At 67.2% G+C, this 12,644-nt stretch carries 9 protein-coding genes and 1 riboswitch; of the genes, 2 read left to right on the top strand and 7 right to left on the bottom strand.

Annotated features, from left to right (window positions below):
* Positions 1 to 146: 146 nt before the first annotated feature.
* A complete protein-coding gene (locus tag Q0627_RS01380; RefSeq protein ID WP_298807290.1) occupies positions 147 to 3,014 on the top strand; it encodes a molybdopterin cofactor-binding domain-containing protein in 2,868 nt (955 codons plus the stop codon).
* 30 nt (positions 3,015 to 3,044) lie between these two features.
* Here Q0627_RS01380 and Q0627_RS01375 read toward each other — a convergent pair whose 3' ends face one another.
* From Q0627_RS01375 to Q0627_RS01345, 7 genes are all read right to left on the bottom strand, one after another.
* The gene (locus Q0627_RS01375; protein WP_298807288.1) at positions 3,045 to 3,446 is read right to left on the bottom strand and encodes a type II toxin-antitoxin system VapC family toxin; all 402 of its coding nucleotides are present in this window, start codon (positions 3,444 to 3,446) and stop codon (positions 3,045 to 3,047) included.
* Positions 3,443 to 3,700: a type II toxin-antitoxin system Phd/YefM family antitoxin gene (locus tag Q0627_RS01370; protein WP_298807286.1), complete on the bottom strand. Its 258-nt coding sequence runs from the start codon at positions 3,698 to 3,700 to the stop codon at positions 3,443 to 3,445. The genes Q0627_RS01375 and Q0627_RS01370 overlap by 4 nt, the downstream gene beginning before the upstream one ends.
* A gap of 206 nt (positions 3,701 to 3,906) precedes the next feature.
* Positions 3,907 to 4,596, bottom strand: coding sequence for a vitamin K epoxide reductase family protein (locus tag Q0627_RS01365; protein WP_298807284.1), 690 nt, complete (start codon positions 4,594 to 4,596; stop codon positions 3,907 to 3,909).
* Between the two features lie 61 nt (positions 4,597 to 4,657).
* Entirely contained in the window at positions 4,658 to 5,914 is a 1,257-nt protein-coding gene (locus tag Q0627_RS01360) for an acyl-CoA dehydrogenase family protein (protein WP_298807282.1), read from the bottom strand.
* Positions 5,915 to 6,027: 113 nt separating this feature from the next.
* Positions 6,028 to 7,866, bottom strand: coding sequence for a neocarzinostatin apoprotein domain-containing protein (locus Q0627_RS01355; protein WP_298807292.1), 1,839 nt, complete (start codon positions 7,864 to 7,866; stop codon positions 6,028 to 6,030).
* 144 nt (positions 7,867 to 8,010) lie between these two features.
* On the bottom strand, positions 8,011 to 8,829 hold the full coding sequence (locus Q0627_RS01350; RefSeq protein ID WP_298807280.1) for a CbtA family protein: 819 nt from the start codon (positions 8,827 to 8,829) through the stop codon (positions 8,011 to 8,013).
* Between the two features lie 27 nt (positions 8,830 to 8,856).
* Complete coding sequence (locus Q0627_RS01345) at positions 8,857 to 9,084, bottom strand: CbtB-domain containing protein (protein ID WP_291013740.1); 228 nt, start codon at positions 9,082 to 9,084, stop codon at positions 8,857 to 8,859.
* A gap of 58 nt (positions 9,085 to 9,142) precedes the next feature.
* A riboswitch (cobalamin riboswitch) is annotated at positions 9,143 to 9,243 on the bottom strand.
* 55 nt (positions 9,244 to 9,298) lie between these two features.
* On the opposite strand from Q0627_RS01345, the gene Q0627_RS01340 reads away from it, so the two are divergent.
* Positions 9,299 to 12,644 (top strand): DNA glycosylase AlkZ-like family protein (locus Q0627_RS01340; protein ID WP_298807276.1); only part of this gene is annotated, 3,346 nt, incomplete at its 3' end.

Here is a 12,644-nt window from a genome sequence, read left to right as displayed (position 1 = left end):
ACTCAGCACAAGGTCAAACCACACAGCCCACACCCGACCACCCATCTTGATCCCCGAGGCCGAAGCGAGGCACGAGCGAGGGTCACGAGGGGTCCGGCGACCCGCGCGCCACGACTCAGCCACCTCTACCGGTTCGGACGCACCCGATGAAGTTCCATATCAACGATCAGCCCGTCGAAGCCGACCCGGCCCCCGGCCAGTGTCTGCGAACCTTCCTGCGGGACAGTGGGCATTTCGAGGTGAAGAAGGGCTGCGACGCCGGCGACTGCGGCGCATGCTCGGTGCTCGTCGACGGAAACCCCGTGCATTCGTGCATCTTTCCGGCACAGCGTATCGATGGGCACACGGTCACAACAGTTTCCGGACTGGGCACCCCCGATGACCTGCATCCGGTGCAGCAGGCGTTCGTCGACAATTTCGGTTTCCAATGCGGATTCTGCACGGCCGGAATGATTGTCACCGCCTCGACACTTCAGCCCGACGACATCGAGAACCTGCCCCGCAAGATGAAGGGCAACCTGTGCCGGTGCACCGGCTACCGCGCGATTCGCACCTCGATCAGCAATGCGGTGACCGGACAACCTGATTCGTGCGGTTACGCGTGCGCGCCGACGGTCATCAATCCCACGGGCGGTGAAGTTGCCGACGGCGACACCGCACGCCTATGCCCGCCCGCACGGGTGCCCGTTCCGCAGAACTGGGCACCGGTACCCGGCACCGTCGGCACATCGGTGAATCCGCCGGCCGCCCGCAGGGTGGTCACCGGCACCGAGCCCTACACCTTCGACGTCGATCCCGGTTCGTTCGGCGCGCCGATGCACATCGTCCGCGTCGCGACGTCGCCGCACGCACACGCCCGCATCCTGTCGATCGATACCTCTACCGCCGAGGCGATGGACGGCGTCGTCGCCGTGTTCACCCACGAGAATGTCTCCACCAGAAGGTTTTCCACCGGACGCCACGAGTTCCGGACCGACGACCCCGACGACAGTCTGATCTTCGACCCGGTAGTCCGGTTCATCGGGCAGCGGGTGGCGGCCGTCGTCGCCACCACCGCCGCGATCGCAGAGGCAGCCTGCCGCGCCATCGAGGTGACGTACGCCCCACTGGCCGCGGTGTTCGACCCCGAGCAGGCCCGCACCCCCGGCGCTCCGCTCATCCATCCTGACCGCACCCCCGAAGATCGAGTGGCCGAGGCACACCGCAACGTGATCGCCTCCTTCCACGAAGGTTTCGGCGGCGATCCCGACGAAGCACTCGCCGCCTCACACACCACGGTGTCGGGTACCTGGAGCACGGCGCGGGTCACGCACGGACAACTCGAAACCCACGGCAGCATAGGATATCTCGACGAGAACGGGCGACTGGTCATCCGCACCAGTACCCAAGTGCCGTTCCTGGTCCGCGACGAACTCTCATTGCTCTTCGAATTACCCAAGGAGAAGATCCGGGTATTCAGCGCCCGCGTCGGCGGCGGATTCGGCGGCAAACAGGAGTTGCTCACCGAAGACCTTGTCGCACTGGCAGTTCTGCGGACCGGGGTGCCGTGCGCCTACGAGATGACCCGCACCGACGAGATGACCCGCACCACCTGGCGCCACCCGTTCCGCGTGAAAGTCGATCTCGGCGCCGACGCCGACGGCACGCTCACCGCGATGAAGGTGGACGTCCTCTCCGACACCGGCGCCTACGGCAATCACGCGATCGGGGTGATGTTCCATTCGTGCGCCGAGTCGGTGTCGGTGTACACCTGCCCGGTCAAACGGGTCGACGCCGAGGTCGTCTACACCAACAATCCCCCGTCGGGCGCGTTCCGCGGATACGGCCTGGGTCAGGTGATCTTCGGGATCGAAAGCGCCATGGACGAATTGGCCCTGAAACTCGGCATCAACCCGTTCGAACTGCGCCGCCACAACGCCGTCGCCGACGGCGATCCGTTGCTGGTGGCGGAAACCGAACCCGAACACGATCTGGTGTGGGGCAGTTACGGTCTCGACCAATGCCTGGACATGGCACAGGAGGCCCTCGAACGCGGCAACGGGGTGACCGCACCCGACGGGCCATCGTGGCGGGTCGGTGAGGGCATGGCCGTTGCCACCATCGCGACGATGGCACCGCGTGGGCACTTCTCCACGGTCACCGCATCCGTCGACGCATCGGGTACCTATCGGATAGGGGTGGGCACCTGCGAGTTCGGCAACGGCACCACCACAGTGCACACCCAGATCGCCGCGTCCACCCTGAACACCGGACCAGATCGCATCGTACTGACCTTCGGCGACACCGACGGCGCCGTCTACGACACCGGCGCGTTCGCGTCGGCGGGCACCACCGTCGCCGGCCGGGCCCTGTACTTCGCGTGTGTCCGGCTGTACGAGATCATCACCGACACCGCAGCCCGGCTCACCGGCGCCGACCCCGCGACCATCACCCTCGACCGCGACGGCATCACCGCGGGCGAGGGCCGGTTATCGTTCGCGGATGTGATCGCCGGTACCGACGCACAGTTCCGCGCCGGCGACACGATCACGGCCACCGGCGCCGAGTCGGGCGACTTCCGATCCATCGCGTTCAACGTTCAAGCGTTCCGGGTGGCCGTCGACACCGACACCGGCCGGGTACTCATCCTGCAGTCCGTCCACGCCGCCGACGCCGGCACGGTGATGAACCCACAGCAGTGCCTCGGCCAGGTCGAGGGCGGGGTGGCCCAGGCCCTCGGCAGTGCACTGTACGAGGAGATCATGCTCGACGGCGCCGGCAAGGTCCTCACCCCGGTCTTCCGCACCTACCGGATCCCCCAGATGGCCGACATCCCCGACACCGAGGTCTACTTCGCCGACACCTCCGACGATCTCGGCCCGTACGGCGCCAAGTCGATGAGCGAATCCCCCTTCAACCCGGTAGCCCCCGCGCTGGCCAACGCCATCCGCCGCGCCATCGGCCCCCGCCCATGCGAAACTCCCATGTCCCGCGACCGCATCTGGCGCCTCGCCCAGAACACCTCCCCGAAGTAATGCCGGCTCACCTTCGCGTCCGTCGACGAGCTACACCCGGATAACCATCGGCCCACCCACAGCCTCGATCGGATCGAAATCGTCATCCTGGGTGACGACGGCCATTCCGTTCGCATGAGCGACCGCTGCTATCCACAGGTCGTTGATTTTGGCCCGACGACGCTGCTCTGCAAGCTTGACCCTGAGCTCCGCCCAGCATCGGGCCACCTCAGCCGTGATGGGCAGCGGCTCTGCGGTGTTCGCGAATTCGAGGGTCGCCAAACGCTTCGCTCGCGTCGACGTGTCCTGCGCGGCCAGCACCCCGGCTTGTAGTTCACCGATCGTGATCACGCTGACCGCGGTCTCCTCCGGGATCGAATCGATGTCCAGCGGTCGACCCGATTCCCGTGCGACGAACACACTCGTATCCAGCAACGCCGGCCGAACATTCACAGCGGATCCAGATCGTCGGTGGTCTCTCCGGCAAGTTGGTCGAGTTCGGCGGCCAAACCCGCGTCGGCCTGCACCGACTCGACCAGCCGGCGAATATCTGTCCGGGAGAAGAATTGCGATCGCCGCGATATGACAGGACTGATCTCGGCCACGGCTTTGCCGTTGACCGTCACAGTCACCGTCGTACCCCCAGCTACTTGCCGAAGCACGTCGGCAGTGTGGTTTCGCAGGTCGCGAGAGGCCACCGTCGTCATGTGCGCAATCGTAGCATTCTTACCACACATCGATCCGGCCGATTTGTGAACGGGCACCTTGATACGCTTGCGCAGCTCCACAACCGTCCATCCATCGGAGCAGTATCGGGCAACAGCCGCAGAAGCCGACGGCGGTCCAGATCCTCGCCCACTCCTGACGACGACGGCGTCAGCTCGGATCGTCGGCCGCGAGATCCGAACCCGGATCAGTAGAGGGTGGAGAAGTACTCGTCCCAGAAGCGGATGACGATGAGCGCGATGAGCGTCAGCACCCAGACCATGAGGATCAGGCCGTGGTTGCGGGCGAGGATGCCGACGAAGCGGGAACGTTCGACGAGGCCGAAGGCGTGGGCGTTGCGGACGGTAACGAACAGGAACGATGGGATGGTCACTGACCACACCACCATGCACCAGGGGCACAGCTTGCCGATCTCGTACAGGCTCTGGTCGATCAGCCAGTGCACGAAGACCACCGCGAACGTGGCACCGAGCTGCAAGCCCAGCCAGAACCACTTGGCGAATCTCGCGCCGGACAACAGCGCGACGCCGACGGTGACGAATACCGAGAACCCGGCAATCCCGATGAACGGGTTCGGCGGACCGAACGCGGATGCCTGATCGGTGACCATGACCGACCCGCAACTGAACAGCGAGTTGAAGTTGCACGACGGGCTGTAGCCCGGGTCCTTGAGCATCTCGATCTTCTCGATGCTCAGGTCGGCCGACGCGATGAGTCCGATCGCCCCGCCGATCGTCAGCACCCACGCGACGATCCGCGTCCACGACGCCTCGGCCTGGGCGCGGAGCGCGGCCACATCGAATCCAGCGGATTCGTCGGCGGCGTGTGATTCAGGCTCTGGCTGGTCAACCTCGGGCGAGTCGGCGACGTCGGTCATGCGGGCCAGTGTATCCGCGTGCCGTCATTCGACCGCAGGGCCGGACGTCCCAGGCGAGCGTTCAGCGAGCGAGCAGACCTTTCGCCACGTGCGTGACCTGGATCTCGTTGCTGCCCGCGTAGATCATCAGCGACTTGGCGTCCCGGGCGAGCTGCTCCACCCGATATTCGGACATATAGCCGTTGCCGCCGAACAGCTGCACCGCCTCCATCGCCACGTCGGTGGCCGCACGCGAGGAATACAGCTTCATCGCCGACGCCTCGGCCAGCGTCAGCGGTTTGCCCGCCTTGGTGCGTTCGATGGCGTTGAACAGCATGTTCTGCACGTTGATCCGCGCCACCTCCATCTCGGCGAGCTTGAGCTGGATGAGCTGGAACTGGCCGATCTCCTTGCCCCACAGGGTGCGGGTGTTGGCGTAGTCCACCGACAGCCGCAGGGCTTCCTGGATGACGCCGAGCGCCATCGCCGCGATGCCGATCCGTTCGGCCGTGAAACCGGCTTTTGCGCCCTTGCCGCCGCGGGAATCGTCGCCCAGGTCCTCGGTCTCGCCGAGCAGATGATCGCGGGTCAGCCGAACGTCGTCGAAAAACAGCTCACCGGTCGGTGAGCTCATCAGCCCCATCTTCTTGAACGGCGATCCCTGGGTGAATCCGGGCATCCCCTTCTCCACGACGAACGTCAGCACCTTGCGTTCGCGCGGCGGTGTGCCCGAACCGTCGTCGAGCTTGGCGAACACGACCGCGATGTCGGCGTACGGGCCATTGGTGATGAACGTCTTCTGGCCGTTGAGGATGTAGTCGTCGCCATCGCGGCGGACCGTCGTCTTCATGCCGCCGAGCGCATCGGACCCCGAGTCGGGTTCGGTGATGGCCCACGACCCGATCTTGCCCAGCGACACCAGGCCCGGCAGCCAGCGCTTCTTCTGCGCGAGGGTGCCGCGGCTGCGGATGGTGCTCGACGTCAGCCCCATCGACACGCCCAGCGAGGTGACCAGGCCGAGGCTGACCGACGACAGCTCACAGTTGAGCATGATGAACGCGGACTGGCTCATCCCGCCCGATGCGGCCGACGCACCGCCGCGCGAACGGGACCCGGCGCCGGTGTCACCGGCCGCACGTGCCTCCTCGGCGGCCAGTTCCTTGGCGAGCGCGTCCTCGGCCATCTGGTCGACGCCGAAGGTGGACAGCAGCTTGCGCAGGATGTCGTACGGCGCGAGGCGGCCGGACTCGAGCTCGTCGGAGTGGGGCCGGATCTCCTTGTCGATGAACGCGCGCAACGCATCCCGGACCATCAGATCCTCAGGCGACCATTCGTACACGGACCACTCCCTCCACACTGAAACGAGAACACGTTTCATTGTGCCGGGACTGTCGTCGGCGCAGGTAACCAGGGGCCGCCACGAGACGCGCCAGGTACCCGGGCGCGGTCCGATCAGGCCGTGGGTGGAGTGCGGGTGCCTCTCCGCCTGATCGCGTATGCCCCGCCGCCGAGCACTCCCGCGCCCGCTATCGCTCCGGCCGCGATCGCCCAGGGCACCCAGCCGGGGTCACTCGAGTCGCGCCCGGTGTCGGGCGATCCGGCCTGCGCCGGGTCGCCGGAGGTGGCCTCAGATTCGTCCGTCGACGTCGCGGCCTTGGATTCGGACTTCGTTTTCGCTTTGGCTTCTGCCTTCGCTTTGGCTTCTGCCTTCGCCTTTGCGTCTGCCTTCGCTCTTGCCGAATCGTCGCCGAAGGTGACAGGTGTCGTGGTGTCCTGGGACCGGTCGGAGCTGCCGTGCGCGGCAATGGTGTAGATCGAACACGGGTTGCGCAGGCAGTTTCCCTTGCCGTAGTCGGGTTTGAGAGTCAGGGTCGTCGACCAGGAACCGCCGTGCATCATGTACGGCGTGACGAATGCGACGGCGCCCCAGCCGGAGGCATCGGTCGTTGAGAAGAGGCTGTCCTGGACCAGGCCGACGTAGATTCCGGGGCCCTCACCGGAGAACCCCGTGCCGGAGATCGTGACCTTCGCTCCGCTCGGCTCCAGTCCGCTGATCTGCGAGATCGAGACCGTCGGTGTGCCGTCCTTCTCACCGGATTCGGCGCCACGTTCAGCGCGATTGCGGGCGGTGTCGCTGCGGGTAGTGGCGTCGCGGCCGGTGCGGGCAGGTGCGCTCACCCCCACATCGGTGAAGCTCACCGGCGTCCTGGTGTCCTGCGAACGATCCGTACTGCCATGTGCGGCGAGGGTATACACCGAGCACTGCTTATTCCGGCAGTCGGCCGAGGCGAACGACGCCGACACCTTCAGCCGCGTCGACCACGTCCCGCCGGACATCTGCGACGACCGCACGAACACGGTGCCCGGACCGTACACGCTCGCGTCGGTCGTCGAGAACTGGTCGTCCTGTGCGATACCGACGTAGATACCGGCGCCACCACCGGAAAATCCGCTGCCCGACACGGTGATCTCATCACCGTTGGGGTTGAGCCCGGAGGTCTTGGACAGCGTCACCACCGGACCGCCCGCCCGATTGACCGGCGCGGGCCGGGGGGCCGGGTTCGGGGCCGGATCGTTCTCGGTGTGCGTGTTCGGGGTTTGCGTGTTCTGGGTTTGACCGGTCCGGTTCGGGGTGGTCCGGTCGTCCTGTGCGGGCGATCCGGTGGACGGAGTTGCCGGGTTCGTGCGCTGTCCGGGATCGTCGGCGACGGGCCGACGCGCGGATGGGCTGCCACCGACCCGGATGGCGGTCCAGTTGTCCTGGCTGCGATTGGCGACGCCGCGCGGCAAAGCCACGAACGTCGCGATGTAGCAGGTCCCGGCGGTGCAGTCGGTGCCGCCGACGTTCCCGGCGACGCGGAGCGTGGTGGAAAAGCTTCCCGAACCATCGGTGGTCAGCGTCCGCGCACCCGCGGATACCAGCGGAAATCCGGTGACCGGCCGGGCGACGGTCTGCGCGACGGTCAGCCGTTGATCGGCGGTGAATCCGGAGCCGGTGACCGTGATCGTCTCGCCGGCCGCGGGGTCGGCCGAACTCAGCTCGACGGACGTCCCCTGGTCGGGGTTGGGGTCGATGGTGACGTCGCCGATCGTGATGCCGGCGCTCAGGTCGCCGAGGCTGCCGGTGCTCACCGGACTGCCCGCAGGGGCCGGCGCGGCGTAGGCGTCGCCTACCGCCATCGAACCGGACGCCGCGCACAGCAGGCCGCTGAAGGCGATCGCCACGAAGGTCCGTCGGGATCGTCCTCGAACAGCCCGCCCCGACGCCGTCGTGGACTCCTCAACCGCCATGGACACCGGAGTAACGATAGCCTCACCCGGGCGTCCACCCTAGCCGCGACGGCCGAATGTCACAGGCCTCACGTCCGGGGAAACGACCGGTGGCCGGGATCACGACGATCCCGGCCACCGGTGTGAGCCTGTTCAGGTGCGCGGTCAGTCCGCGGCGCCGACCCGCTCTGCGGCCGCTGCGGTCACCGAAGTGCGCGGCTTCTCCAGCTTCCAGATGATCAGCGCGAACACCGTCGTCAACACCGTCCACAGGATCACCTGGTTGGCGATGACGTAGACGCGGAAGTCGCCGATCACCCCGCCGGGGAACCCGGGGAACACGATGTCGCCGGCGTCGTTCTTGAGCGCCTCGGGAACCTCGTGGAACTCGGGCAGCAATGCGGCCGCGATCGTGACGACCGTCAGGTACGGGATCACCGCCGCGATAGCCGACACCAGGCCACCGAGCCGGGGCCGCAACCACAGGGCGAGCGTGACGGCCGCGATGGCCGCGATCACCGAGACCAGCGTGATCGTCAGGTAGGCGCCGCTGCGGTCGCCGATGGTGTTGTCGTCGCCGACGGCGGGCGGGTTGGCCGGGTAGACGAAGAACGGCACCCCGAACGCCACGACGAGTCCGATCGCACCGAGCGCCGCTGCGACGGCTCGCGGATCTGTTGCCGGGTAGCGGCGGCCGACATACGACCACAGCACGGTGAACGCGACGGCGAAGAACGCACCCATGCACAGGGCGAACACGAGCGTGCCGGTGGCCGCACCGATGTTTTCCTGGACCGAGCGGGTGAACACCTCGTGTTCGTGGCCGTGCTCACCGGAGAGTGCCTCTTCGGCCGCACCGCGTCCGTCCTCGTAGTCGATGGCCTTGGCCACCTGCGGCTCGATGAAGATGCGGGCGAAAATGTACGCGACGATTCCGGCGACCAGACCCGAGAGCAGTCCGGCGCCGATGAACTTCTTTTCCATATCCTGTTGTCTCCTCAGGTCCGCTGGTCAGTGGCAGGGGAAGCCGAGGAAGTGGCGGGAGTCGTGGATGAATTCGTGGATGTGGGTGTCCGATCCGAACACCGACACCGCGCCCTGGTCGTAACCGAGGAAGTAGTAGGCCAGCGCGGCGATCAGCACGGTGAGGGTGAGCCACAGCGCGGTGCTGACGGCGGAGACGTCGGGGACGGCCAGTGCCCGGGCTTTGCCGGGGGCCGTCGCGGTCGTTGAGGTCATGTCAGATGTCCTTTCCGGGATCGTGCGTCCCAGTGAGCACGTATTCCACTGCCAGTCACGGTGCTCTGACTTCGTGCGCCGCCCGATCGTCTGGATACTTTCGGCGACGTCACGGTTCACAGTGGCGCGACCGTCCCGGACTCTCACCGGGTTTCCCGTGTGCTGACTTTTGCTGACTCTATACCTCCACCGTGGTCGACGGTGTGTCGTATGCATGCGACATGATGTGCGTGTGGCCGCCGCCCTCGTCCTGGACCGTTTCACCGCCCCCACCCGGCGGTGGTTCTCCGGAGCCTTCGGCAAGCCCACCGCCGCGCAGTCGGGCGCCTGGGCGGCGATCGCCGACGGCCACAACACCCTGGTGATCGCACCGACCGGTTCGGGCAAAACACTCTCGGCGTTCCTGTGGGCGCTCGACAGGCTCGCGACCACCGGCGCCGATCGCGGACCGGGCACGCGTGTCCTCTATGTGTCGCCACTCAAGGCGCTCGGCGTCGACGTCGAGCGCAATCTGCGTGCCCCGCTGACGGGCATCACCCGCGCCGCGCAAGAACTCGGTGTCCCGGAACCCGACATCACGGTCGGAGTCCGGTCCGGGGACACCGAGCAGGCCACCCGTCGCGCGCTGATCAAAACCCCGCCCGACATCCTGATCACCACCCCCGAATCGCTGTACCTGATGCTCACCTCGGCCGCCCGCGAGACCCTGCGGCACGTCGATACGGTGATCGTCGACGAGGTGCACGCGGTGGCAGCCACCAAACGCGGCACGCACCTGGCGCTGTCCCTCGAACGGCTCGATGAGCTGCTCGACCAGCCCGCGCAGCGGATCGGGCTGTCGGCGACGGTCCGCCCGCCGGAGGCGGTCGCCGCGTTCCTGGCCGGGACCGCCGAATGCCACATCGTCAAGCCGCCCGCCGCCAAGACCTTCGACCTGCGGGTCGACGTACCCGTACCCGATATGACCAGCATCCCGCCGCCCGAGGACGCCGACGAACTCGACGATCCGTTCTCCCCGGCCGCCGGATCGCTGTGGCCGCACATCGAGACCTCCATCGTCGACGCCGTCGAACGCAACCGGTCGACCATCGTGTTCGCCAATTCGCGGCGCCTGGCCGAGCGGCTGACCGCCCGGCTCAACGAGATTCACGAACGGCGGCAGTCGGAGGGCGGTGCGCTCGCGCCCCGCACACCGAATCGGGGAGTGCCCGGCGGTTCGCCCGCCCACGTCATGGGTTCGGGTAGCAGCGCGGGCTCGTTGCCGGTGCTCGCACGTGCCCACCACGGGTCGGTGAGCAAGGATCAGCGCGCCCAGATCGAGGACGATCTGAAAGCCGGCCGGTTGCGGTGCGTCGTGGCCACCAGTTCCCTCGAACTCGGTATCGACATGGGCGCGGTGGATCTGGTGATCCAGGTGGAGGCGCCGCCGTCGGTGGCGAGCGGCCTGCAACGCGTCGGCCGGGCCGGACATCAGGTGGGCGAGATCAGCCAGGGCGTACTCTACCCCAAGCACCGCACCGACCTGCTGCACTGCACCGTCACCGTCGCCCGGATGCTGGGCGGCGAGATCGAGTCGCTGCGCATCCCGCAGAATCCGCTCGACGTGCTCGCCCAGCACACCATCGCCGCCGCGTCGGTGGGAGAGCTCGACGTCGAGCACTGGTTCGACCTTGTGCGCCGCGCGGCACCGTATCGGGATCTACATCGGTCGGTGTTCGACGCCGTCCTCGATCTGATCTCCGGACGGTATCCGTCCGACGAGTTCGCCGAGCTGCGGCCCCGGGTCACCTGGGACCGGATGGCGGGCACGCTGACCGGGCGGCGCGGGGCGCAACGGCTGGCGGTCACCTCCGGTGGCACCATCCCCGACCGGGGTCTGTTCGGGGTGTACCTGATCGGCGAAAAGGTCGCCCGGGTAGGCGAACTCGACGAGGAGATGGTGTACGAGTCCCGCGTCGGCGATGTGTTCGCGCTCGGGGCATCGAGTTGGCGGATCGAGGACATCACCCACGATCGGGTACTGGTGTCCCCGGCGTTCGGGCAGCCCGGTCGGCTGCCGTTCTGGCTCGGCGACTCGGTGGGCCGGCCGGCCGAATTGGGTGCTGCCATCGGAAGATTCACCGGTGCCATCGCCGACGACACCAAACTGGCCGAGAACGCGACACGCCTGGGACTCACCGACTATGCCCGCGACAACCTCGCTTCTCTCATCAGCGAGCAACGCGAGGCCACCGGACATCTGCCCACCGACAAAACCCTTGTGGTGGAACGCTTTCGCGACGAACTGGGCGACTGGCGGGTGATCCTGCACTCCCCCTACGGTTTACGGGTGCACGCCGCGTGGGCGAGCGCCATCTCCGCGAGATTGCAGGCCACCGTCGGCTTGGAGGGCGCCACCACCGCGTCCGACGACGGCATCATCGTCCGGCTCCCCGACACCGACGACGAGCCGCCCGGCGGTGCGGTGTTCGTGATCTCCCCCGACGACATCGAGCAGCTCGTCACCGACGCCCTGGCCGATTCGTCGATGTTCGCCTCCCGGTTCCGCGAATGTGCCGCGCGCGCACTGCTGTTGCCGCGCCGCGATCCCGGGCGCCGGGCACCGCTGTGGCAGCAACGCCAGCGCAGCGCCCAACTGCTTTCCGTCGCTTCGCAATTCCCCGACTTCCCGATCGTCCTGGAAGCAGTCCGCGAATGCCTGCAGGATGTGTACGACCTGCCCGCACTGATCGATCTGCTCACCCGCATCAGCACCCGCAAGGTGCGGGTGGTCGAGGTCGAAACACCCGCGCCGTCGCCGTTCGCCGCGTCGATGCTGTTCGGGTACGTCGGCGCGTTCATGTACAACGACGACGCCCCCCTCGCCGAAAGACGTGCCGCCGCACTGTCGTTGGACACCAGCCTGCTCGCCCAGCTCCTCGGCCGCGTCGACCTGCGCGAGTTGCTCGACCCCGCGGTCATCGAATCGGTGGTCGCCCGGCTGCAGCGCACCGCCCCCGAACGCGCCGCCCGCGACGCCGACGACGTGGTGGACCTCCTGCGCTGGCTCGGCCCGCTGTCGACCGATCAGATCGCCGCCCGCTACATCGGCGAGGCCGACCTGCCGACACTGCTCGACACCCTCGTCCGCTCAGGCAGCCTCATCACCGTCACCCACCGCGGCCACCCCCTACTCGCCGCGATGGAAGACACCGCCAGGCTCCGCGACGCACTGGGAATCCCTGCCCCGCTGGGAGTTCCGGCTGCCTTCCTCGAGCCGCCCGCCGACCCCGTCGGCGACCTCATCCACCGCTACGCCCGCACCCACGGCCCATTCACCACCGCCAACGCCGCCGACCACCTCGGCATGGCCGTCGCCGTCGTCCGCGACACCCTTAACCGCCTCGCCCGCGACCGCAAGATCATCGAAGGCGACTTCCTCCCCACACTCCAGCCCCCCATCTTGATCCCCGAGGCCAACACAACAAAGGAACAAGAAACCACAACGGCCACCATCTTGACCCCCGCGGCCAACACAACAAACGAACAAGAAACCACAACGGCCACCATCTTGACCCCCG

The organism is uncultured Gordonia sp., assembly GCF_937858515.1.
Lineage (GTDB): Bacteria > Actinomycetota > Actinomycetes > Mycobacteriales > Mycobacteriaceae > Gordonia.
Note: the sequence above shows the minus strand (reverse complement) of the source record. Positions and strands in the feature narration are given on the sequence as shown.